This is a genomic window from Clostridium sp., from assembly GCF_034179595.1.
GTDB lineage: Bacteria > Bacillota > Clostridia > Clostridiales > Clostridiaceae > Clostridium.
In genome coordinates, this window is the sequence record NZ_JAXFPT010000009.1 from 1 (window position 1) to 23,868 (window position 23,868).

General features: G+C 27.8%; 26 protein-coding genes, 2 tRNA genes, 2 rRNA genes and 1 other annotated feature. Of the genes, 26 read left to right on the forward strand and 4 right to left on the reverse strand.

Annotated features, from left to right (window positions below):
* The 4 genes from SPJ33_RS00680 to SPJ33_RS00695 form a co-directional block, all read left to right on the forward strand.
* Window positions 1-137, forward strand: a 23S ribosomal RNA gene (locus SPJ33_RS00680); the annotation flags it as partial.
* A 61-nt stretch (window positions 138-198) separates the two neighbouring features.
* Window positions 199-315: ribosomal RNA gene (gene rrf / locus SPJ33_RS00685) — 5S ribosomal RNA — on the forward strand.
* 5 nt (window positions 316-320) lie between these two features.
* A tRNA-Phe gene (locus SPJ33_RS00690) sits at window positions 321-396 on the forward strand.
* 5 nt (window positions 397-401) lie between these two features.
* Window positions 402-476 (forward strand) — tRNA-Cys (locus SPJ33_RS00695).
* A 144-nt stretch (window positions 477-620) separates the two neighbouring features.
* Here SPJ33_RS00695 and SPJ33_RS00700 read toward each other — a convergent pair.
* Entirely contained in the window at window positions 621-1,565 is a 945-nt protein-coding gene (locus SPJ33_RS00700; protein WP_042401852.1) for a magnesium transporter CorA family protein, read from the reverse strand.
* 295 nt (window positions 1,566-1,860) lie between these two features.
* On the opposite strand from SPJ33_RS00700, the gene SPJ33_RS00705 reads away from it, so the two are divergent.
* The 8 genes from SPJ33_RS00705 to SPJ33_RS00740 all read left to right on the forward strand — a co-directional run bounded on the left by SPJ33_RS00705 (window position 1,861) and on the right by SPJ33_RS00740 (window position 6,497).
* Window positions 1,861-2,346: a hypothetical protein gene (locus SPJ33_RS00705; RefSeq protein WP_042401854.1), complete on the forward strand. Its 486-nt coding sequence runs from the start codon at window positions 1,861-1,863 to the stop codon at window positions 2,344-2,346.
* Window positions 2,347-2,626: 280 nt separating this feature from the next.
* A complete protein-coding gene (locus tag SPJ33_RS00710; protein ID WP_042401857.1) occupies window positions 2,627-2,845 on the forward strand; it encodes a sigma factor G inhibitor Gin in 219 nt (72 codons plus the stop codon).
* 38 nt (window positions 2,846-2,883) lie between these two features.
* Window positions 2,884-3,561: a dTMP kinase gene (locus SPJ33_RS00715; protein WP_042401861.1), complete on the forward strand. Its 678-nt coding sequence runs from the start codon at window positions 2,884-2,886 to the stop codon at window positions 3,559-3,561.
* Window positions 3,562-3,803: 242 nt separating this feature from the next.
* Window positions 3,804-4,139 (forward strand): cyclic-di-AMP receptor, encoded by a 336-nt coding sequence (locus SPJ33_RS00720; RefSeq protein WP_042401863.1) that lies wholly within the window; start codon window positions 3,804-3,806, stop codon window positions 4,137-4,139.
* A gap of 24 nt (window positions 4,140-4,163) precedes the next feature.
* Window positions 4,164-5,096: a DNA polymerase III subunit delta' gene (locus SPJ33_RS00725; RefSeq protein WP_042401866.1), complete on the forward strand. Its 933-nt coding sequence runs from the start codon at window positions 4,164-4,166 to the stop codon at window positions 5,094-5,096.
* Between the two features lie 2 nt (window positions 5,097-5,098).
* Complete coding sequence (locus tag SPJ33_RS00730; RefSeq protein ID WP_042401872.1) at window positions 5,099-6,004, forward strand: stage 0 sporulation family protein; 906 nt, start codon at window positions 5,099-5,101, stop codon at window positions 6,002-6,004.
* Between the two features lie 12 nt (window positions 6,005-6,016).
* Window positions 6,017-6,220 (forward strand): heavy-metal-associated domain-containing protein, encoded by a 204-nt coding sequence (locus SPJ33_RS00735; RefSeq protein WP_042401875.1) that lies wholly within the window; start codon window positions 6,017-6,019, stop codon window positions 6,218-6,220.
* Between the two features lie 106 nt (window positions 6,221-6,326).
* Window positions 6,327-6,497 carry a DUF362 domain-containing protein gene (locus tag SPJ33_RS00740; RefSeq protein ID WP_321116043.1) on the forward strand — a complete coding sequence of 57 codons (171 nt, stop codon included), beginning with the start codon at window positions 6,327-6,329 and terminating at the stop codon, window positions 6,495-6,497.
* Between the two features lie 42 nt (window positions 6,498-6,539).
* Here SPJ33_RS00740 and SPJ33_RS00745 read toward each other — a convergent pair whose 3' ends face one another.
* Complete coding sequence (locus SPJ33_RS00745) at window positions 6,540-7,184, reverse strand: MBL fold metallo-hydrolase (RefSeq protein ID WP_321116044.1); 645 nt, start codon at window positions 7,182-7,184, stop codon at window positions 6,540-6,542.
* 149 nt (window positions 7,185-7,333) lie between these two features.
* Between SPJ33_RS00745 and SPJ33_RS00750 the strand changes: the two genes are divergently transcribed.
* From SPJ33_RS00750 to SPJ33_RS00775, 6 genes are all read left to right on the forward strand, one after another.
* Window positions 7,334-7,789: a CtsR family transcriptional regulator gene (locus SPJ33_RS00750; RefSeq protein WP_321116045.1), complete on the forward strand. Its 456-nt coding sequence runs from the start codon at window positions 7,334-7,336 to the stop codon at window positions 7,787-7,789.
* A gap of 12 nt (window positions 7,790-7,801) precedes the next feature.
* Window positions 7,802-8,332, forward strand: a complete 531-nt coding sequence (locus SPJ33_RS00755; protein WP_321116046.1) for a UvrB/UvrC motif-containing protein — start codon at window positions 7,802-7,804, stop codon at window positions 8,330-8,332.
* Window positions 8,325-9,335, forward strand: coding sequence for an ATP--guanido phosphotransferase (locus SPJ33_RS00760; protein WP_321116047.1), 1,011 nt, complete (start codon window positions 8,325-8,327; stop codon window positions 9,333-9,335). The genes SPJ33_RS00755 and SPJ33_RS00760 overlap by 8 nt, the downstream gene beginning before the upstream one ends.
* A gap of 29 nt (window positions 9,336-9,364) precedes the next feature.
* Window positions 9,365-11,803, forward strand: coding sequence for an ATP-dependent Clp protease ATP-binding subunit (locus tag SPJ33_RS00765; RefSeq protein WP_321116048.1), 2,439 nt, complete (start codon window positions 9,365-9,367; stop codon window positions 11,801-11,803).
* Between the two features lie 143 nt (window positions 11,804-11,946).
* Window positions 11,947-12,888 carry a thioredoxin-disulfide reductase gene (gene trxB / locus SPJ33_RS00770; RefSeq protein ID WP_321116049.1) on the forward strand — a complete coding sequence of 314 codons (942 nt, stop codon included), beginning with the start codon at window positions 11,947-11,949 and terminating at the stop codon, window positions 12,886-12,888.
* A 19-nt stretch (window positions 12,889-12,907) separates the two neighbouring features.
* Window positions 12,908-13,132: a glutaredoxin family protein gene (locus SPJ33_RS00775; RefSeq protein ID WP_321116050.1), complete on the forward strand. Its 225-nt coding sequence runs from the start codon at window positions 12,908-12,910 to the stop codon at window positions 13,130-13,132.
* Between the two features lie 49 nt (window positions 13,133-13,181).
* Here SPJ33_RS00775 and SPJ33_RS00780 read toward each other — a convergent pair whose 3' ends face one another.
* Entirely contained in the window at window positions 13,182-13,412 is a 231-nt protein-coding gene (locus tag SPJ33_RS00780) for a glutaredoxin family protein (protein ID WP_321116051.1), read from the reverse strand.
* Window positions 13,413-13,949: 537 nt separating this feature from the next.
* On the opposite strand from SPJ33_RS00780, the gene radA reads away from it, so the two are divergent.
* Window positions 13,950-15,317 carry a DNA repair protein RadA gene (radA, locus tag SPJ33_RS00785; RefSeq protein WP_321116052.1) on the forward strand — a complete coding sequence of 456 codons (1,368 nt, stop codon included), beginning with the start codon at window positions 13,950-13,952 and terminating at the stop codon, window positions 15,315-15,317.
* Window positions 15,318-15,333: 16 nt separating this feature from the next.
* On the forward strand, window positions 15,334-16,398 hold the full coding sequence (disA, locus tag SPJ33_RS00790; protein ID WP_321116053.1) for a DNA integrity scanning diadenylate cyclase DisA: 1,065 nt from the start codon (window positions 15,334-15,336) through the stop codon (window positions 16,396-16,398).
* Window positions 16,399-16,445: 47 nt separating this feature from the next.
* Here the strand turns inward: disA and SPJ33_RS00795 are convergent, their stop codons facing one another.
* Window positions 16,446-16,844 (reverse strand): DUF1573 domain-containing protein, encoded by a 399-nt coding sequence (locus SPJ33_RS00795; RefSeq protein WP_321116054.1) that lies wholly within the window; start codon window positions 16,842-16,844, stop codon window positions 16,446-16,448.
* A gap of 301 nt (window positions 16,845-17,145) precedes the next feature.
* Here SPJ33_RS00795 and SPJ33_RS00800 point away from each other — a divergent pair, with 301 nt between their 5' ends.
* The 6 genes from SPJ33_RS00800 to rlmB all read left to right on the forward strand — a co-directional run bounded on the left by SPJ33_RS00800 (window position 17,146) and on the right by rlmB (window position 23,841).
* Window positions 17,146-18,264 (forward strand): PIN/TRAM domain-containing protein, encoded by a 1,119-nt coding sequence (locus SPJ33_RS00800; RefSeq protein WP_321116055.1) that lies wholly within the window; start codon window positions 17,146-17,148, stop codon window positions 18,262-18,264.
* A gap of 12 nt (window positions 18,265-18,276) precedes the next feature.
* Entirely contained in the window at window positions 18,277-18,951 is a 675-nt protein-coding gene (gene ispD, locus SPJ33_RS00805; protein WP_321116056.1) for a 2-C-methyl-D-erythritol 4-phosphate cytidylyltransferase, read from the forward strand.
* A 68-nt stretch (window positions 18,952-19,019) separates the two neighbouring features.
* Window positions 19,020-19,201 (forward strand) — a binding site (T-box leader).
* 75 nt (window positions 19,202-19,276) lie between these two features.
* The gene (locus SPJ33_RS00810) at window positions 19,277-20,992 is read left to right on the forward strand and encodes a proline--tRNA ligase (protein WP_321116057.1); all 1,716 of its coding nucleotides are present in this window, start codon (window positions 19,277-19,279) and stop codon (window positions 20,990-20,992) included.
* A gap of 15 nt (window positions 20,993-21,007) precedes the next feature.
* Complete coding sequence (gene cysS, locus SPJ33_RS00815; RefSeq protein ID WP_321116058.1) at window positions 21,008-22,417, forward strand: cysteine--tRNA ligase; 1,410 nt, start codon at window positions 21,008-21,010, stop codon at window positions 22,415-22,417.
* 50 nt (window positions 22,418-22,467) lie between these two features.
* On the forward strand, window positions 22,468-22,884 hold the full coding sequence (locus SPJ33_RS00820; RefSeq protein ID WP_321116059.1) for a Mini-ribonuclease 3: 417 nt from the start codon (window positions 22,468-22,470) through the stop codon (window positions 22,882-22,884).
* A 33-nt stretch (window positions 22,885-22,917) separates the two neighbouring features.
* Window positions 22,918-23,841: a 23S rRNA (guanosine(2251)-2'-O)-methyltransferase RlmB gene (gene rlmB, locus SPJ33_RS00825; RefSeq protein ID WP_321116060.1), complete on the forward strand. Its 924-nt coding sequence runs from the start codon at window positions 22,918-22,920 to the stop codon at window positions 23,839-23,841.
* Window positions 23,842-23,868: the final 27 nt, after the last annotated feature.

Below are 23,868 nucleotides of genomic sequence, written 5' to 3' on the forward strand. Positions count from 1 at the left end.
GAAGCCTCCCTCAAGATGAGATTTCCCATAGCATAAGCTAGTAAGACCCCTTGAAGAACACAAGGTTGATAGGTCAGAGGTGTAAGTGCGGTAACGTATGTAGCTGACTGATACTAATAGGTCGAGGGCTTGACCAATAATAAAAATAATTCATATGCAATTTTCAGAGAATAAATTCTTTGAAAAATAAATAGTATATCTAGTGATGATGGCGTAGAGGAAACACTCCTTCCCATTCCGAACAGGAAAGTTAAGCTCTACAGCGTCGATGGTACTGCACGGGAGACTGTGTGGGAGAGTAGAACGTTGCTAGGTAATGTGGCTCGATAGCTCAGTCGGTAGAGCAGAGGACTGAAAATCCTCGTGTCCCTGGTTCGATTCCTGGTCGAGCCACCAGGTATGGCGCCATAGCCAAGTGGTAAGGCAGAGGTCTGCAAAACCTTTATTCCCCAGTTCAAATCTGGGTGGCGCCTCCAAAAAAACCTACAAGAATTACTTGTAGGTTTTTTATTTTGTCTTTTTATATAAATGATAAAAAATAATTAAAATAAAAGTTATTCACAATATAAAATAAAATATCCACAACTAATTTTAAATTGGTTGTGGATATTTTTAATATTTTAGCTAAACATATCTTTTTTGTATAAGATAAAGGCAGTAAAAAGTGTTAAAAGAATTGTAAGGAAAATAATTATAACAAAACCTTGTGGGTTGTTCTGAAGTGGCAATTCTACATTCATTCCAAATATACCACCAATTATAGTTGGAATAGCCATTAATATAGTAACAGAAGCTAAAACCTTCATAACTATGTTAAGGTTATTAGATATAACAGAAGCAAAGAAATCCATGGTACTAGATAAGATATTACTATAAATATCGGTCATTTCTATTGCTTGCTTATTTTCAATAATTACATCTTCTAATAAATCTTGATCATCTTCATATTTTTGCATGATATCCATTTTTAACATTTTCTCTAAAGTTACTTCATTAGCCTTAAGTGAAGTAGAGAAATAAACTAGTGATTTTTCTAATGAATGTAATTGGATTAATTCTCTATTTTTCATAGATTTATGTAATCTTTTTTCAATCATTACACTTTTTTTATCAATTTGTCTAAGATAAATTAAATAGTAAGTTGAAATTCTATTTAAAATTTGAAGTATGAATCTAGATTTCTTAAAAGAAAAGAATGATTTTACACGACCATTTATAAAATCAGTTATTATTCTACTATTCTTTAAACATACTGTAATAATCTCTTTTTCAGAGTGAATTATAGCTAGAGGATAAGTATCGTAAGTTAAAGAGTTATCTTCCATTTCTGTAAAAGGAATATCTACTACTACTAATGTAAACTCATCTTCTACATCTATTCTAGAAGTTTCTTCATCATCAAGTGGGGCTCTTAAAAAGCTTAAGGGAACTCCAGTCTTTTTTGAAATTAATATTAACTCTTCGTCAGATGGGGCAACAATATTAATCCAACAGCCATTTTCTATAGAATCTAATTGTTTTAACGTTGAATCTGTTTCACTTATGCTTTTATATATTTGAATCATTAATATACCTCTCTATTAATTATGAAATTTATAATAAGATTATAACATAAAAGGAAATTTAAATCTGTCATTAATATTTGAATAGTATACATTTACAGGGGATATAAAGATATAAGAAGTTAAACATTAATGATTAATAGTTAGCTTAGATAAGATATTTCAATTTCTTTAATATATAGTGGACAAGATAGTGATATTAAAGAAAATATAGAGTTTGTAATTCTATATATAAAATTAGTATAATCAAAATATTGTCAGAGAAAATAAGATAGAAATATTTGGGGGAAGTCCACATATGCATAAGGAGATTAAGCAGGGGAAAAAGACAGTTGCAATTATAATTTCATTATTAACTATTACAGTTGCACTATATATATACCAATTTTCTAAAATGACTTTAGGAAGAAATGTTACCATTAAATTTATATTAGAGGCTCTTTTAATAATGACAACACTAATAGTTTTATTTATAGAAACTAGAAAGTGCAAAATTGCATATAAGTACTGTATAATTTCTGATAAACTTATAATTAATAAGATAAACAGTAAAAACGAAGAAAATGTGGAGAGCCTAAAAATAAAAGATATAATTTATATTGGTGAAAAAAGTAATGTTCCTAAAGAGTATAGTAGATGTAAATGTAGTAGACACTATATTAGAAAATTTGATAAGGCAAAAAAATTATTATGTATATATAAAAAAGAAGGGAAAATATATAAATTTGTTTTCGAGCCAAGTGATACTTTAGTTTCACGTATAAAATCTTCTAGTCAACATTAAAAATTATAAAATTTAAATAGTAGGTTGAGATAGTCATTAAAATTTAGCATGACTATCTCATTTTTTTTATTTCTAATATTATTTGAAGAAAATATATTTTTCTTATTTTATATATGATTTTTATTTTAGAAACATTTATAGAATGAACTACAATATGATTTTAAATACTAGGATTATTACTCCTATTTAGTTTAAACAAAATATTTACATAAATAAGACAATAGAAGGTATATAGATTAAATAATGGGCAAGACTTAATAAAAAAGGGAGGATTAATTTTATGGATATTAGTAGTAAGGATATATGGAGAGATACAGAAAAATATTGTATAATATGTGAGAATGAATGTGTTGGAAATGGAATTCAAATAATGAATAATTTTATTTGTGATAGATGTCTTGAAAAAATGAATATGATAGATATTAATAGCGATGAATATGAAGTAATAAAAAATAAGATAAAGAAGTCTATTACAAATAAGATAATAAAAAATAAATAAGTTAAATAGAACTTAAGATGATCGAAAGGATGAGAAGGATGGGTAAAGGTAAATTAATAATTATTGAATCAGGTTCAGATGCAAGTGGAAAGGCTACTCAGTCACAAAGATTATATGAAAGATTAATAAGTGAAGGAAAAGAGTGTTTAAAAATAACTTTCCCTGATTATGCGAGTGATTCATCAGCTCTAGTTAAGATGTACTTAAATGGAGATTTTGGAAAAGATCCAAATGATGTTAGTCCATATATCTCATCAACTTTTTATGCAGCTGATAGATATGCGTCTTATAAGACTAAATGGGGTGATTTTTATGAGAATGGTGGAATTATTATAAGTGATAGATATACTACCTCAAATATGGTACATCAAGCCGCTAAACTAAATGGTGAAGAAAAAGAGAAATTTATTGAATGGTTATATGATTTAGAGTTTAATATTTATCAAATTCCCAAACCAGATCATGTTATATTCTTAGATGTTGATCCAGAAGTAAGTCAAGAGCTTATGAGAAATAGAGCTAATAAGTTTACAGGAGAAGAAGCAAAAGATATTCATGAAAGTAATAAGGAATATTTGATAAATTCATATAATAATTCTTTATATATTGCAGAAAAATACAATTGGGATGTTATCAAGTGTTGTAAGAATTCTAAGCTTAGAAGCATAGAAGAAATTAATGATGAAATTTATGAAAAAGTAAAAAAATATATATAAATTTAAGATGGGTTGTTTAAAAGAAGGGATTATTTATAAGGAAAGTTCTTTGTTTTTAACAATCCTTTTATCTTTATTACAAACTTTGTATTAGTATTAATGATTTGATATAGATAATAGTAGAAAATGAAAATAAAAATTCATATAATACATTATTTGAAGAGAAAATTTAGTAAATTCTTATATATTTATGATAAAATATATAAGAAGAATTTATTAGTATAAGAGTGGAGGTATATGGTATGAAACTAGTTTTAGCTATAGTACAAGATGATGATGCTATAGATTTAATTGAAGAGCTTACAGATAAAAATTATAGGGTAACTAAATTAGCAACTACAGGAGGTTTTTTAAAATCAGGGAATACTACTTTAATGATTGGTGTTGAAGAAAAAGTAGTAAAGGATGTTGTTAAAGTCATTGAGGATGTTTGTAAAAAAAGAAAAGAAATGGTATCTACACCAACACCAAGTACAATTGGCAGTGGATCAGGAATGTATATGCCTTATCCAATTGAAGTAGAAGTGGGTGGAGCTACAGTATTTGTTTTAGATGTTGATCAATTTTATAAAGTTTAATTAAGTTGATTAGGAGGTGAATGTATGAGAAACTTTATAGGATATAGTGATTTAATTAATAATTTTAAGGATAGATGTTTAAAAAATACACTTTCTCATGCACACCTCATTGCAGGAGAAGATGGAATTGGAAAAAGTAAATTAGCTAATATTTTAGCTAAGCTTATTTTAAATGGAGATTTAGAGAGAGAATATGTAGATATAATCAATTATAAGAGTAGTAAGGCATCTTTTGGAGTAGATGAGGTTAGAGATATAATTGAAGAAGTTTCTAAAAAGCCTTTTGAAGGTGATAGAAAAGTGATAATTATTCATGAAGGAAATAAGCTTACTATTCAAGCTCAAAATGCACTTTTAAAAACCATAGAAGAACCACCAATAGGAGTTCACATAATAATATTGTGTGAAAGTTTAGAGTTAATTTTAGATACAATAAAATCTAGGTGTGAAATATATAAATTAACACCATTAACCAAGAATGAATTATATGAATATATAAAAATTAAGGGCTTTGATTATAATGAAAGTGATATAAGATCTGCAATAGCTTTTAGTGAAGGAATACCAGGAAGAATAGATAGATATTTTAATGATGAAAACTTAAGGGAATTAAGAAATAAAGTTATTGAATTAATTAAGAGCTTAAATAAAAATGATGTAGAAATTGTACTACAACAAGAAGAAGCTCTAAGTACTTTAAAAGATAATAAAGAAGAAGTATTAAATATATTTGGCTCTTTTATTAGAGATATTTTAATAGATAAGGAAGTTGAAAATGAGGAATTTATCATAAATGGTGATAAACTTGATGATATAAGAGAACTTACTAAAGAAATGTCATTTAGAAAGTTAAATAATATGATAAAGACAATAGAAGAAGCACGTAAAAATATTAAAAGTAATGTTAGTTGGGTAATGACACTACGAGTAATGTTAATGGGCTTCATGGAGGGTTAATTATGATAAAGGTCGTAGGAGTTAGATTTAAAAAGGCTGGAAAAATATATTACTTTGATCCAGCAGATATGAATATACAAAAGGATACATATGTAGTAGTTGAAACCGCTAGAGGTATTGAATTTGGAGAATGCGTAATAGGAATAAAAGAAATAAATGAAAATGATATAGTTGCACCACTTAAGAGTGTATTAAGAATAGCAACTGAAGAAGATATAGATAGACATTTTAAAAATAAAGATAAAGAAAAAGATGCATTTAATATATGTTTAAAGAAAATTCAAGAACATGGATTAACCATGAAACTTATAGATGTAGAATATACTTTCGATAATAATAAAGTTATATTTTATTTCACAGCAGATGGAAGAGTTGACTTTAGAGAATTAGTTAAGGATTTAGCAACAATATTTAAAACTCGTATAGAGCTTAGACAAATAGGAGTTAGAGATGAAGCTAAGATGTTAGGTGGTCTTGGGCCTTGTGGTAGACCAATGTGTTGTTCTAGCTTTTTAGGAGACTTTGCATCTGTTTCAATAAAGATGGCAAAAGAGCAAAACTTATCACTTAATCCAACTAAAATATCAGGGATTTGTGGAAGACTTATGTGTTGTTTAAATTATGAACAAAGTACTTATGAAGATATTAGAAAAAGAATGCCTAAAGTTGGTTCGATAGTAAAGACAAGTGAAGGCACAGGAGAAGTATTTTCAAATAATATTGTTAAAGAAAGTGTTAAGGTTAAGCTTAAAAAGGGCGAAGAAGAAATATTAGAAGAGTTTAAAATTGATACTATTGAACTTATTAAAGGTCATTATGAGGATTCAGTTGATGATGATGATATAAAATTAGAAGTAGAATCTGAAGAAGATAGAAAGTTAATTAAGAATTTGATTAAGGGTAACTAAGGAGGATAATTAATGAAAGAGCTAGTTAGAATTTCTAATTTAACTAGTCATGCAGATATCTTAAAAATCAGAAGTATAGTAAGTGATTACGAAGGGGTTCTAGCATGTGAAATTAATTTAAATAAAAAAGAGGTACATTTAGTGTATGATAAATTGAGCGTTTCTATAGATGAAATAATTAATGCTATTGAAATGGCTGGTTATATGGTTATTTAGTATATAAATTATAGAAAATAGTATAAATTTAACTTTGCCTTTAAAAAGAAAAGTATGTATGATAAAATAGTTATGTTATTAATAAGTGATGGGGAGGTGTTTTTTAATGGCATACGCAATCAATGATTCTTGTGTTAACTGTGGAGCTTGCGCTGCAGAATGTCCAGTTAACGCTATAAGCCAAGGAGATACTCAATTCGTTATAGATGCAGATACTTGTATCGATTGCGGAAACTGCGCTAATGTTTGTCCAGTTGGAGCACCAGCTCAAGAATAGTATAGTTTAAAAAAGGCTGTCATATGACAGTCTTTTTTAATTTTAGTTATTTATACAAGGCAAAATTATTAGATCTTTTTTATCTTTAAGAGTTTCTTTAGAAATAGTTAGTGAATTAGAGGATATCTTAGAAACTTCTTTTATTAATAAAGAAAATTCTTTTAATCCATTAAATAGAAAAGAAGAATATGAGACTTTATAGTTCATAGGTATTATTACCTTTGGGCTTATTTTTTTTGCAAGAATATATGCTTCTTTTCCAGTTAGATTTATATGTCCTCCAATTGGAATAAATAATATATCTATATCATTAAGTTTATCTAGGATATCAGGAGGCAAAAATTCTCCTAAAAAGCCTAAGTGACATAATTTTAAATCATCAATATCATAAGTATATATGGTATTAGGACCACGTTTAGCACCATTGTAGTGATCACAATAGGTGTTATAACCTTTTATAACTCCAATATCAGTATTATAAATTCCAGGAGAACTTATTACTTTAACATGTGGATCTATTTGATTAGAATGTGGTAGTTCAATATTTGGACTACTTAAAGTTATCACATTAGGGTTAAATTCAGAGATATTATAATTATTTATTTTGTTAAATGGATCAATAATAAGTCTCTTACCAATTGCTGTTTTTATGAGAAATGTTGAGTTTTTTACCCATGTTATATCCATAAATAAGTCCTCCTTATAGTTTAAATATAGTATGTGTAGATTAAGTTGAATATAAACCTGTTATCTTGAATAAGAATAAAAAAAGTATTAATATATTGTTACAAAGTCAAAGTAAGTAAAGAACAGAAAGGATTAAAAAAGGTGCAAACATGGCTAGATTAACAGATATAATAGAAAAGTTTATAAAAGAAATGATAAATGAAGATGAAGAAAATAAGATATTAATTCAAAGAAATGAGTTAGCAGATCAATTCAGATGTGCACCATCTCAAATAAATTATGTATTAAGTACTCGTTTTACTTATGCTAAAGGTTATATTATAGAAAGTAGAAGAGGTGGAGGGGGTTATATATCTATAAAAAAGATTGAACATAAATGCCCAGTTAGTAGAAAAAAAATACTAAATGAATCTATAGGAGATTCAATAACATATCATAATACAATTTCTTTATTAGATAACTTGCTAGAAGGAGAAATAATTAATAAAAAGGAGTATGAACTCATAAAAATATCAATGAATGATAAAACATTAAACTCTGTATCTAATAAGAATAAAGTTAGAGCAGATATATTAAAAGGAATGATGATGGTGTTATTAGAATAAGGGGGGAAATTCATGCTATGTGAAAGGTGCAAGGAAAATGAAGCAAAAGTTCGTCTTATTGAGAGTATAGATGGGGAAATAAGAGGAACATGGTTATGTGATAATTGTGCTAAAAATATTGGAGATTTATCAGATGTAAAAATTTCAACTTGGGAAAAGATTTCATTTGATAGAGTTCTTAATGATTTATTCAATGAAATTTTAACTAAAGATGAAAATTCAGTAGATTGTGTTTGCAAAGCATGTGGAAAAAGTTATAAGGAATTTAGAGGAAAAAATATGCTTGGATGTGATAAGTGTTACTATTATTTCAAGGATAATTTAGTATCAATAATTAAAAGAAATCAAAATAGCATTGAACATATAGGAAAAATTCCTAAAAGAGAAGGCAAAATAATAAGAAAAAAGAAAAAAATTAAAAGATTAAAAACTAATATAGAGGAAGCTATTAGCATTGAAGATTATGAAAAAGCTGCAGTACTTAGAGATGAAATATTTAATTTAGAAAAAGAACTCAAAGAAGGTGTTAGCTGTGATGAATAATTTAATTGATAATAGCATAAAAAATTCAAATATAATTAGTAGCAATATAAAGTTATTTAGAAACATACAAGGATATAAATTTCCTATTAGCATAGAAGCTGAAGATGGAAGAAATCTATCTAAAATAATCACAGAAATATTACTAAGTAATATAAAAAATTTAAAATTCATAAATCTTTGGGAAAATGAAGGAAAGTTAGATGTCTATAAAGAAAAAGGAATAGTAACAAATTCTTTAATAAAAAATAGTGGCTTTTCTTCATTTGCTATAAATAATGATGAAACTTTTAGTGTAATGATAAATGAAAAAGAACATTTAGGATTACAATTTAAAAATAATGGTAATAATATAAAAGAAATGTATGAGTATATTAATCAAATAGACGACTTAATAGAAGAAAAACTAACTTATTTATTTGATGATAACTTAGGTTATTTAACTTCTGACATATCAAATATTGGTACAGGACTTAAAGTCTCTATAATGATTCATTTACCAATATTATCACTGAATGATAAGGTTATTAATTTATTTTCTGAACTTAATAAGCTTGGAATGACATTAGAAGGTATGTATGGAGAAAAAGGACAATCCTATGGAAATGTATACATTTTATCTAATAAAGTAACATTAGGAGTTACTGAAGAGGAAATAATAAATAAATTACAAAATGCAGTTGAATTTATAGTAAATGAAGAAAATAAGGCTAGAGAACAGATGCTTAATAATTATAGTAAAGAACTAGAAGATAAAGTATTTAGAGCATACGGAATATTGAAAAATGCAAGAATACTAAAGTGGATAGAAACACTTGAATTATTATCTGATTTAAGACTTGGAGTAGAGTTGTCACTATTAAATATTGATAAAGAAAAGTTAAATAAAGGGATTATTCTAATTAGAGATTCTGTTTTAAAAGAAAATATAAATAATAAGGCTTATTGTGTGGATCTAAATGTAGAAAGGGCCAATGTTATTAGAAATCTTTTAGAATATGATTAGGGTATAAAAGGGTTAAGGAGGACTAATATATGGGTAATGGGAGATTTACAGAAAGAACTGAAACTGTAATATTAGAAGCTAAGAAAGAGTCATGTAATTTTAGACATGGGTATATTGGAACAGAACATATACTTCTTGGAATATTAAAAGAAGGTGGATATGCAGCTAATATATTAAACAAGAACAATATAAATGATAATAATATAAGAGAAAAAATAGAAAGCTACTTAGGATACGGAGAAATTATTACTACAATATCAGAATTATTATTAACTCCAAGAACTAAAAATTTATTGGATGTAAGTTTTAAATATACAAAGAATTATAATCATAAATATATAAATCCAGAACACATACTTTTAGCTCTTCTTAAAGAAGAGGATGGAGTTGCATACACTATATTATTGCAACTTGAAACTGATATAAAATCAATAATAAATGATTTAGAGTTATTTTTAAATGAAAAAGAAGATGAAGTATTAATTCAAGATGAAGATGATGAAAGTATATATGATGATATGCCAGTATTAACTCAATATAGTGTTAATATGACTAAACTTGCAAAAGAAGGTGCATTTGATCCAGTTATAGGCAGAGATGAAGAAACTCAAAGGGTATTAGAAATACTTTGTAGAAGAGTAAAAAATAATCCTTGCTTAATAGGAGAACCTGGAGTTGGTAAAACAGCTGTCATAGAGGGACTAGCTCAAAAGATAGTAGAAGGAAATATTCCTGAAATACTTAAAGATAGACAAATATTTGCGTTAGATCTTACTAATATAATTGCAGGTGCAAAGTATAGAGGAGAATTTGAAGAAAGATTAAAAAAGATTATTGAAGAAATAAAAGGAAATAAGAAAATTATATTATTTATAGATGAGATTCATATGATTATTGGAGCAGGAGGAGCAGAAGGTGCAATTGATGCGTCAAATATATTAAAGCCTTCTCTTGCAAGAGGAGACATTCAATGTATAGGTGCAACAACGATAGATGAATATAGAAAGCATATTGAAAAAGATACAGCATTAGAAAGAAGATTTCAACCTATTACTGTAGGAGAACCAACTAGAGAAGAAACTTTGCAAATATTAAAAGGATTAAGAGATAAATATGAAGCTCATCATAAGATAAAAATATCAGATGAAGCACTTGAAGCATCTATAGAATTATCAGAAAGATACATTGTAGATAGATTTATGCCGGATAAAGCAATAGATTTAATAGATGAGGCTTCTGCTAAAGTAAGGATAGAAACTCTTGTAACTCCACCAGATTTAAAGAATATAGAAGATGAAATACAATTAGTAATAAAAGAAAAAGAAGAGGCTATAAGAGTTCAAGAATTTGAAAGAGCTGCTTCACTTAGAGATGTAGAGAAGAAATTAAAAGAAAGTCTTAGCAATAAATTAAATGATTGGAGTACTCATAACTCTGTAAATACATTAGTTGTTGGTATGGAAGATGTAGCAAAAGTAGTTTCAAGTTGGACTAATATACCAGTTGCAAAATTAACAGAAAGAGAAAGTGAAAGATTATTAAATTTAGAGGATAGACTTCATGAAAGAGTAGTTGGCCAAAATGAGGCCGTATCTTCAATAGCTAAAGCTATAAGAAGAGCAAGAGTTGGGCTTCAAGATCCGAATAGACCAATTGGAAGCTTTATATTCTTAGGACCTACTGGTGTTGGAAAAACTGAACTATGTAAAGCATTAGCTGATGCTGTATATGATGATGAAAATAATATGATAAGAATAGATATGTCAGAATATATGGAAAAGCATTCAGTATCTAAACTTATAGGAGCTCCTCCTGGATATGTAGGATATGATGAAGGTGGTCAATTAACTGAAGCGATAAGAAGAAAGCCATATTCAGTAATTTTATTAGATGAAATAGAGAAAGCTCATTCAGATGTATTTAATATTTTATTGCAAATTTTAGAAGATGGAAGATTAACTGATGGTAAAGGAAAGGTTGTTAATTTTAAAAATAGTATAATTATAATGACTTCTAATATTGGAGCACATAAAATAAATAAGCATAAAAGAGTTGGATTCTTAAGTAATGATGATAAGAAAAGTGAATATAACTCAATGAAGGATAATATATTAGAAGATCTTAAGAAAAGCTTCAAACCAGAATTCCTAAATAGAATAGATGACACTATAATTTTCCATAAGCTAGATAGAAATAATATGAAAAATATATTAGATATTATGCTTAAGGAAATGAAAGGTAGATTGAAAAAGAGTAATATAGATATTTGTTTTAATGAAGAAATTAAAGAGTATTTACTAAATAAATGTAAAGAAAATGAATATGGAGCTAGACCTTTTAGAAGACTTATAACTAAAGAAATAGAAGATAGATTAAGTGAAGAGATATTAAAAGGAAATATAAGAAAAGGAAAGAACTTAGAAGCATTTATAAATGAAGAGTGTATAAAATTTAAAAATATAAGCTAAGATAATAAAGGGAGTAATGAATCTCCCTTTATTTTTTATTGCATAGGTTATATGAATTTAAAAAATATTTTATTGAAATAATATAATATAGTGATATAATTAAATAAAGATGTATACCCCTGGGGGGTAAGGAGGCGGAGTTTATGGAAAAGCAAGTGAAAGAAATTGATTTAATTATAATTGGTGCTGGCCCTGCAGGTCTTACAGCTGCTATATATGCATCAAGAGCAAGATTAGATATGCTATTACTAGAAGATAAAGTAGTAGGCGGTCAAGTTAAAAATAGTTATACAGTTGAAAATTATCCAGGATTTAAAAAAGTATCTGGATCAGAGCTTGCAGACCTTATGCAACAACAAGCAGAAGAATTAGGAGCTAATATTGAAGAATTTGATATTATAGAAAATGTTAAATTTGATGGAGATGAAAAAATAGTAGAAACTGAAGAATATATATATAAGCCAAAAGCAGTAATAATTGCAACAGGTGCATCTCCTAAGAAATTGCCAGTAAGAAATGAAGAAAAGTTTGCTGGTAAGGGTATTCATTATTGCGCAGTATGTGATGGTGCCATGTATCAAAATAAAATTATAGGTATAGTAGGTGGAGGAAATACTGCATTAGAAGAAGCATTATTCTTAACAAACTTTGCAAAAAAGGTATATTTAATTAGAAGATATGACTACTTCAGAGGTGAAAAAGCTGTAATAGAAGAAGTAGAAAATAATGAAAAGATAGAAATTCTTTATAATGAAGATTTAATTGCTGTTGAAGGTGATATTTTTGTAGAAAAAGGAATTATAAAGAATACAATAACAGGAGAAGAAAAAGAAATAGAATTAGAAGCTGTATTTGGATCAATTGGTCATGAACCAATGATAGATTTATTTAAGGATTATATAGATATAAGCGAAGGAAACTATATAATTACCGATGAAAATATGAGAACAAATATACCGGGTGTTTACGCTGTAGGTGATGTTAGAGAAAAAGAATACAGACAAATAACAACAGCAGTTGCTGATGGAACAATTGCAGCATTAGAAGCAGAAAAATATATCAAAAAATTAGATAATAAAAAATAGTAAAAGGAGTTATTAAGGTATGGTAAAAATTTATTCAACATCATGGTGCCCATCATGTGTTAAGGCTAAGAAATATTTAAACATGAAAGGAATTGAATTTCAAGAAATAAATGTAGCTGATAAACATGAAGATAGAAATGAAGTTCAAGAAGTTTCAGGACAAAGAACAGTACCAGTATTAGATATTAATGGAAAAGTTATTGTTGGTTTCGATAAGAAAGCAATAGATGAAGCATTAAGATAATAAAAAAATCCCTATTATTTGATAATAGGGATTTTTTTTATTTTGTGGATTAAAGATTAGATAATGCCTTATCTATAGCAGGTTTATCAAATCCTACGATTATTGTTCCGTTTATATCTAAAACAGGAACTCCCATTTGTTTTGATTTTTTAAGCATTTCATCTCTTGCTTCCATATCATCTTGAACATTTAATGCAGTAAATTCTACACCTTTTTTAGTTAAATAATCTTTTGCTTTTACACACCAAGGGCATGAATGAGTTGTATATACTTTTATCATAAAAATTCCTCCTAACTTAATGATAATAATTATTATTCAATATGTTTTCTTAAATTTTACTCTAAATATATGTTAAATTCAAGTTAGTTATTGTATACATTATGTAACAAATAAATTACTAATTTAGTGTATAATAAAGGACTATTTTATTATATCTTTGTTATTGAGATAAGAATTTAAAATAAAATTATTGGACATATCAGTATTTAAAATATTATTAGAGAAAGTTTCGCTTATGTTTGTATGTGAATTATTTTTATTAATATTTTGAGTGTTAAAAATAGTGTTAATAAGTTTTGTTTTATCAAGCATATCACAGTCATCTCCTAGAATTTTATAGAATTATTATTTGTATAAAATAAAGCAAATATTCAAAAGTACTATAGATAACAATGCTTTTAATGTATATATAAAGATTTTTATAAATTAAACAATATAAAATAAAATTCAAATGTATTATATTAAGTTAATTGTATGTTATTATAATATAGGTAGATTTTATGTTTACTCAATAAATAGAAAGTAGAGGGTGTTTTTATGGCTAAAGTAAAATCAATATATATTTGTCAAGAATGTGGTTATGAATCAGCGAAATGGCTTGGAAAATGTCCATCTTGTAATTCATGGAACACATTCAATGAAGAAGTAAGAGATAATAAAGTTCAAGTTAAAAATGATATAGTAAAAAAACTTAAGCCTGAAAATATGCCAAAGAGTATACAGGATATAAAATCTGGAGAAAAAGAGAGATATGATACTGGAATAAATGAATTAAATAGAGTATTAGGTGGAGGGCTTGTTAAGGGATCATTAACATTAATATCTGGAGATCCTGGTATTGGAAAATCTACCTTATTACTTGAAACTGCAAATAATATTGCAAAGAAATATGGGAAAGTTTTATATGTTTCTGGAGAAGAATCAGAAGAACAGATAAAAATAAGAGGAGATAGATTAGGGGTATATTCTAATGATTTATATATTGTATCAGAAACAAATTTGGACACAATAGAAGTATATATAGATGAATTAGAACCTAAGTTTGTAATAATAGACTCAATTCAAACTATATACAAAGAAGGTGTTACCTCAGCTCCAGGAAGTGTATCGCAAGTAAAGGAATGTTCTAATCAAATAATGAGGATTGGTAAGAAAAAAAATATACCTTTATTTATTGTAGCTCATGTAACTAAACAAGGTGAACTTGCGGGACCTAGAGTTTTAGAACACATGGTAGATACAGTTCTTTATTTTGAAGGTGAGAGAACAGAGGAATTTAGAATTTTAAGAACTATGAAAAATAGATTTGGAACAACAAGTGAAATTGGTGTATTTGAAATGAGACAAGAAGGATTAATTGAAATATATGATCCATCTGGTATATTTCTTGAGGATACAACATTTAATCAAGAGGGTTCAGTTGTAATTGGTATTATGGAGGGAACAAGACCTATTTTAGTAGAAATTCAAGCATTAGTTACAGAAACTAAGGCTGTAATGCCAAGAAGAACAGCTGTTGGAATTGATAATCAAAGATTAAGCTTAATACTTGCTGTTTTAGAAAAAAAGTTAAGAATACCATTTTATAATCATGATGTTTATGTAAATGTTGTAGGAGGTTTAAATTTAGATGGTACTACAGCAGATCTTGGTCTTGCTATAGCATTACTTTCAAGTATGAAAGGAAAAGGAATTAAACTTCCTAAAGTGTTATTAGTTGGAGAAGTTGGCCTAACTGGAGAGATAAGACCAATAGCATCAGTAGACAGACTTGTAAATGAAGCAGAAAAAATGGGATTTAAGCATGCTATAATACCTACAAGAAATGTTGAAAAAGTAAGCAATAAATCAATTGAAATTATAGGTATTAGTAATATAAGAGAAGCTATAAGCAAGATATTCTAGGAGAATAGGTGAGTGTATGAGATTAGAAAGAGATAGTGAAATCAAAAATATACTAAAAATAATGTGCCCAGGAACGCAACTAAGAGAAGGGCTTGAAAATATACTTAGAGCAAAAACTGGGGGATTAATTGTTTTAGGAGATAATGAAAATGTAATGAATATAGTAGATGGTGGATTTACCATTAATTCAGAGTATTCTCCTGCATATGTATATGAATTAGCAAAGATGGATGGAGCAATTGTAATTAGTGAAGACCTTAAAAAAATAGTTCGTGCAAATGCTCAACTAATACCAAATGCAGCTATACCTACATTTGAAACAGGAACTAGACATAGAACGGCTCAAAGAGTTGCAAGAGAAACTGGAAATATAGTAGTTGCGATTTCACAAAGAAGAAATATAATTACAGTTTATAAAGGCGAATTAAAATATGTTTTAAGAGAAAGTAGTGTAATTCTAGGAAGGGCAAACCAAGCAGTACAAACATTAGAAAAATATGTTTCTGTATTAGAAAGGGTAATAAATAATTTAAATTTACTTGAATTTCAGGATTTAACAACATTATTTGATGTTGTTAGTGCAATTCAAAGAACTGAAATGGTTATGAGAATTGTAGAAGAAATAAGAATATATATTCTTGAACTAGGGAATGAAGGTAGGCTTATATCAATGCAATTAAATGAACTCATAAGACATATAGAAAGAGACGGTATATTTTTAATAAGAGATTATAGTTGCCCAGATAGAGACTATAATGAAATATATGAAAATATACAGAATTTAACTTCAGAAGAACTTATAGATTTAGAAGCGATAGCTAAAGCTTTAGGATATGGATATGCACCTCTTGCAGATACTTTAATTTCTCCTAAGGGATATAGAATGCTTAGCAAAATAGCTAGAATTCCTTCAACAGTAATAGATAATTTAATAAATCATTTTGAAAGCTTCAATAGAATAATAGAAGCAGATATAGATGATTTAGATAAAGTTGATGGAATAGGGGAAGCAAGAGCAAAGGCTATAAAAAATGGATTAAGAAGAATAAATGATCAAGTTTCTTTAAAAGTTGAAATATAAATAAAAGCGAAGTCTAATATTAGATTTCGCTTTTATTTATTTTAGAATTATCTAAAATTGAATTTTCCAAGAGTATTAATTCTATCATTTTCTTCAAGTAAAACATCATATAAATTTATATCTAAATTGTTACAAAGAGATATAAGATAGAAAAGATTATTACCCATTTCACGTTCAATTACTTCACGACAATTATCACATAAATGTCCTTCCATATGACTCTTAAAACAATCAGCAAGATTTTCTAATGAATCATTTTCTTTTGGAATACATTGCTTGCAAGCATTTATTTTAATACAACCGCAATTAGTTACAGCTTTAGTTATTGCTCTATTAACACGAGCATTTGATTCTCCATATTTACTTAATATATCTAGTATACTTTTATGTCTCAATAAAGAATTATTCACAGAATTTTGGAAATCGTCAAAAATAATATCTTTCATTTGCCTCAACTCCCTATTAATATTTAATATATTTAAACTAGTTATAATTTTAGTGATATTTATAAATATTTTGTTGAATGAATAATTATTCTTCTAACTCATAATATATCATTTTAAATTCAAAATATAGGGGGTATAAAACTAGTGTTTATAAGGTATAAGGGAAATTAAGAAAATCTTCATTTAAGCATACCTTTTGATATGGTATAATTAACTATATAGCAATTTGCTTTTATAAATTATTCTAAAAAAGTATTTTATAGAATAATTTTGGTAATAATTTTAAAGAGGAGGTGAAAGGGTGTTTAAGAAGTTATTAAGGGGGATTTTAACATTAGTAGGTCTGTCACTTGGTTATATAATTGGAGAATCAATTTTAAAAATTGAATCTTTCAAAAATATAAAATATTTATCAAGTTCAGTGGGTTCGGTATTATTTTTTATTTTTATTTCTTTATTATTTGGTGTTATCTTTTATTTAATATCTCCTAGAATATATAAATTAGTAATGGAATTAATTGATTATATTGAAAAGAATATGAAAAGATTTACTTTAATAGAGATCATATATGGTGCTATTGGAGCTGTTATAGCTTTAATTATAATGTTCTTTTTAGCAAGACCATTAAATGGTGTAGCAGGAGCATTAGGACCTATATTATATGTTTTAGTAAATTTACTAAGTGCTATAATAGGTATGAGAATAATGGTTGGGAAAAAGGATGATATGAATAATATCATATTATCAATGAAAAAAGTAAGTCTTTCAAAAGATAAGGCAAATAAAGATAAAAAATCAAAAAATACTGCTAAAGAAATTAAGGCTATTCCTAAGGTTTTAGATACATCTGTTATAATTGATGGTAGGATATTTGATATTTGTAAAACTGGATTTATAGAAGGACCATTAGTTATACCTAGTTTTGTTCTTGATGAATTAAGACATATATCAGATTCATCTGATTCCCTTAAGAGAATAAGAGGAAGAAGAGGTTTAGATATATTAAATAAAATTCAAAAGGAATTAGATATAGAAACTCAAATATGGGAAGGAGATTTTCCTAATATAGCAGAAGTTGATGCTAAATTATTAAAATTAACTCAAACATTAGATGGAAAAGTAATAACAAATGACTATAATTTAAATAAAGTTGCAGAAGTGCAAGGTGTTCCAGTTCTAAATATAAACGAGCTTTCAAATGCAATAAAACCAGTTGTAATTCCTGGTGAAGAAATGACAGTAGAAGTTGTTAAAGACGGAAAAGAATCAAGTCAAGGAGTTGCATATTTAGATGATGGAACCATGATAGTAGTGGAAGGTGGAAGAAAATATATGACTAAAACTATAGATGTTTTAGTTACATCTGTACTACAAACTGCTGCAGGTAGAATGATTTTTGCTAAACCTAAGGATAGTTAAAAGGAGAACTTAATGAATAGTGTAATTATATTATCTGGAGGAAGAGGAAAAAGAATGGGTGCTGATATAAGTAAGCAATTTATATCAGTAAATGATAAGCCTATACTTTATTATACAATTAAGAAATTTATGGATAATAAATTAATTGATGAAATAATATTAGTACTTCCAAAAGATGAGATAGATTATTGTAAAAGAGAAGTTTTAGAAAAAAATGATTTAAAAGTTGATAAGATAGTTGAAGGTGGAAAAGAAAGACAAGATTCAGTTTTTAATGGCTTAAAAGCTATAGAAAAAACGGATATAGTTTTAATTCATGATGGAGCTAGACCTTTTGTTACGGATAGAATTATAGAAGAAGGTATAAATTCAGCTAAAAAATTTAAATCAGCAGCACCAGGAGTCATGCTAAAAGACACAATAAAGATTAAAGATGAAAATGGATTGTCAAAAGAAACATTAAAAAGAGAAGAACTTGTAGCAGTTCAAACTCCACAAGTGTTTGATTATAATCTTATATTAGAGTGTCATAAAAAAATTAAAGAAAATAATATAAAAGTAACAGATGATACCATGGTTGTTGAAAAATTTGGACATAAAGTTTTTTTATATGATGGAGAATATACAAATATAAAAATAACTACTCCAGAAGATTTAATTTTAGCAAGATATCTAGCAAATAATTAACCGATAATCGCTATGTTGACAGTGAATTTTTTACAAGTTATAATTATTTAAGTATAATTTGATATGAGTTAAGAACTATGAAGAAGAATAGTAGAAGTCGTTTTTTCAGAGAGAAAATCCATGGGCTGTAAGATTTTCAACTAGATTTTGAACCAGCTTCTGAGTAATAGGAAAAAACTATCGGTTTAATACCGTTATCATTATTAAAGAAAAAATTTAGGTGGTACCGCGATTAATAGTCGCCCTATTGACAAATAGGGTGGCTTTTTTATATTTAAAAGATAAGAGAAAATTAGATTTACATAAAGATTAGGAGGAAATTATTATGAAAATGTCTAATATGCTAATTGCAACTTTAAGAGAAGTTCCAGCAGAAGCAGAAATAGCAAGTCATCAATTAATGCTTAGAGCTGGGATGATAAGAAAAATGGCATCAGGTATATACAATCACTTACCTTTAGGAGTAAAAGTTCTTAAAAATGTAGAAGATATAGTGAGAGATGAAATGAATAAAGCAGGAGCTCAAGAACTTTTAGCTTCAGCTATGATACCAGCAGAATTATGGCAAGAATCAGGTAGATGGGATGCTTATGGAGCTGAAATGTTTAGAGTTACAGACAGAAATAGTAGAGAATTCTGTTTAGGACCAACTCATGAAGAAGTATTCACAAATATTGCAAGAAACGAAATAAAATCATATAAGCAATTACCATTAAATCTTTATCAAATACAAACTAAGTATAGAGATGAAACTAGACCAAGATTCGGAGTTATGAGATCAAGAGAATTTATAATGAAAGATGCTTATAGCTTTGATAAGGATCAAGAAGGATTAGATTTAGCATATAATAAAATGCATGATGCATATGTAAGCATATTTAACAGATGCGGATTAGATGCAAAATGTGTTGAAGCTGATTCAGGAGCAATTGGAGGATCAAATTCAGCTGAGTTTATGGTTAAATCAGAAGTTGGAGAAGATGATGTAGTATTCTGTACAGAATGTAACTATGCTGCTAACATTGAAAAAGCTGAAACAAAAGCAGAAATTGCTGAAGTAGAAGAATTAGTTGAAGTTCAAAAAATAGAAACTCCAGATAGTAGAAGCATAGAAGAAGTATCAGAATTCTTAAAAGTTTCTCCTAAGAAAACAGTTAAAACTTTAATATACAATGTAGATGGTAAGTTAGTTGGAGTTTTAGTTAGAGGAGATAGAGAAGTTAATGAAGTAAAGGTTGCTAATGCTTCTAATGCAACATCAGATATTGAACTAGCTTCACATGAAGAAGTTAAGAGAGCAACTAATTCAGAAACAGGATTTGCAGGCCCTATAAATTTAGCTGTAGATTTACTATTAGTAGATGAAGAAGTTAGTAAGATGTACAATATGGTTGTAGGAGCTAATGAAACTGGATACCATTTAACAGGGGTTAACTACGGAAGAGACTTTGAAGGAGTAGTTGGCGACTTTAGAAACATAGAAGAAGGAGAAGCTTGTCCTAAGTGTGGAGCTAAAGTTACTATAGCAAGAGGAACTGAAGTTGGACATATATTTAAGTTAGGAACTAAGTACTCAGAAGCAATGAATGCTAAATTTATTGATGAAAACGGAAAAGAACAACCATTTATAATGGGATGCTATGGAATAGGTGTTACAAGAACAGTTGCATCAATAATAGAACAACATCATGATGAAAATGGAATAATCTGGCCTTTAGAAGTTGCACCATATCATGTTTCAGTAATAGCTGTAAACTCAAAAGACGAAGAACAAATGAGAGTTGCAACAGAAATATACAATGAATTAATAGAAATGGGTGTAGAAGCTCTTTTAGATGATAGAAAAGAAAGAGCTGGAGTTAAATTTAAAGATTCAGAACTTATGGGAATTCCTATGAGAATTACAGTAGGAAAGAAAATAGGTGATGGAGAAGTAGAATTTAAGTTAAGAACTGGTTCAGAAAATGAAACAATAAAGATAGAAGAAGCAAAAGAAAGAGTCAGAGCAGAATTCGAAAAAAATAACCTAAAACTAAGATAGTTAGGAGGAGTCAGGATGAAGCTTTATAATACGTTAACAAGAAAGAAAGAAGAATTTGTACCAATAACTCCAGGAGAAGTTAAAATGTATGTATGTGGACCTACTGTATACAACTTCTTCCACATAGGAAATGGTAGAACTTTCATAGTGTTTGATACAATAAGAAGATATTTTGAATATAGAGGCTACAAAGTAGATTATGTTCAAAACTTTACAGATATAGATGATAAAATGATAAAGAGAGCAAATGAAGAAGGAACTACAGTAAAAGAAGTTGGAGATAAGTATATAAAAGAATATTATACTGATGCAGATGCTCTTAATATAGAAAGAGCTACAGTAAATCCAAGAGCTACTCAATATATAAATGATATAATTAAATTTGTAAAAGAATTAATTGATAAAGGATATGCTTATGAAGTAGATGGAGATGTTTACTTTAGTACAAAGAAATTCCAAGGATATGGAAAGTTATCAGGACAAAATATAGATGACTTACAAGCTGGAGCTAGAATAAATGTAGATGAAAGAAAGAAGGATCCTATGGACTTTGCTATTTGGAAGGCAAAGAAAGAAGGAGAACCTGCTTGGAAATGTCCATGGGGAGAAGGAAGACCAGGTTGGCATATAGAATGCTCATGTATGGCAAAAAAATTATTAGGAAATACAATTGATATACATGCAGGTGGTATGGATTTAGCTTTCCCTCACCATGAAAATGAAATAGCGCAAAGTGAAGCTTTAACAGGTGAACCATTTGCTCACTATTGGTTACACTCAGCTTATGTAAATGTTAATAATCAAAAAATGTCTAAATCATTAAATAATTTCTTCACAGCAAGAGATGTACTTAAAGAATATGATTCAGATGTAATTAGATTCTTAATGCTTTCATGTCATTATAGAGTTCAATTAAACTACAGTGAAGATTTATTACAATCAGCAAAAGCATCAGTTGAAAGATTATACAATGCTATAGGTAATCTTGAAAATCTTATAGACGAAGTTTCAAGAGTTGAAATGAATGAAGAAGAAAAGAAATACCTAGAAAGCTTAAATAAATATAAAGAAAAATATATAGAAAAAATGGATGATGACTTTAATACAGCAGATGCTATAACTGCTATATTTGATTTAATAAAAGATACAAACACAAATATTAATGGTAACTCATCAAAAGAATTAGCTCAAAAAGCTTTAGAACTTATAAGAGAACTTGGTGGACCACTTGGAATTCTACAAAAATCAACTAAAGCTGATTTAGCAGATGAAGCAGAAGAAATAGAAGCTTTAATACAACAAAGACAAGAAGCTAGAAAAAATAAAGATTTTGCACTTGCAGATAAGATAAGAGATGACTTAAAAGCAAGAAATATAGTACTTGAAGATACTCCACAAGGAGTTAGATGGAAAAAAGTTAACTAATTGAGAAGGGCTGTGCGGTAAGTGCAGCCCTTATTTAAAGGAGTAATAATATGTTAGAAAATTTTAGAACAAGAGAATTTAGCAAAGATGAAGCTAGAAGATTAAATCCACTCCAATTAGCATTAGTAGGAGATGCAGTTTATGAAGTATTTATAAGAAATTATATACTTTCAAATAATACAGAACTTTCAGCTCATAAGATACATAGAAAAGCTATAGGATATGTTAAAGCAAAGAGTCAATCAGATGTAATGCATGATATAGAAGGTTTATTGAATGAAGAAGAGTTATATATATATAAGAGAGGAAGAAATGCTAAATCAGCAACAGTTCCTAAAAATGCAGATGTAAGAGATTATAGAATGGCAACAGGTTTTGAAGCTTTAGTTGGATATTTATATTTGATAAATGATAAGGAAAGACTAGAATTTGTATTTAATAAAAGTATAGAAGTTTGTGGAAAATAATATTTTATATGATTGTGAAGGGAGTTAATTAACATGACAAGGATAAAAAAGAGTAAACAAAATAAAAGAAGAGATGAAAGAAAAACTAATAAATTCAAAGAAGAAGTAAATGTAGAAAATAAATTTAATCAAAGAACAAGAGAAAATAGAAAAGTTAAAGAAGAAAGAATAGCTAGAAATAGAGAAGATAGAAGAGACTTTAACAATCAATTTGAAGAAGTAAGAGAAGATTTAATAATAGGTAGAAATGCTGCTATGGAAGCATTAAAAAGTAATAAGACAATAGAAGCGTTATATGTAACAAATGGTCCTAAAGAAGGATCTATAAATGCAATAATAAATCTTGCAAAAGATAAAAAAATAGTAATCAAAGAAGTAGATAAGAAAAAATTAGATTTAATGGCAGCTGGTAATGTCCATCAAGGAGTAATAGCAAGAATAACTCCTTATGAGTATTTTGAAGTAAAAGATATATTAGAAGATGCAAAACAAAAAAATGAAGCACCATTTATAATAATATTAGATGAATTAGAAGATCCACATAATTTAGGATCGATAGTTAGAACAGCAGAAACTTGTGGAGTTCATGGAATTATAATACCAAAAAGAAGAAATGTTGGAGTTACTCCTACAGTTTACAAATCATCAGCTGGAGCAATTGAACATGTTAAAATAGCTAAAGTTACTAATATAAATAATACAATTGATGAATTAAAAGAAGAAGGCGTATGGGTTTATGGAGCTGATATAGAAGGAAAAGAATATAGCTATGAAGTTGATTTTAGTGGACCATGTGCATTAATAATAGGAAGTGAAGGTAGGGGAATTTCTAAGCTTACATTGAAAAAGTGTGACAAATTAGTTAAGATTCCAATGGTAGGGAAAATAAACTCTTTAAATGCTTCAGTAGCAGGTGGTATAATGATGTATGAAGTTTTAAAAGGACGATTAAAATAAAGAAGAGGGATACTTTTGAAGATACTA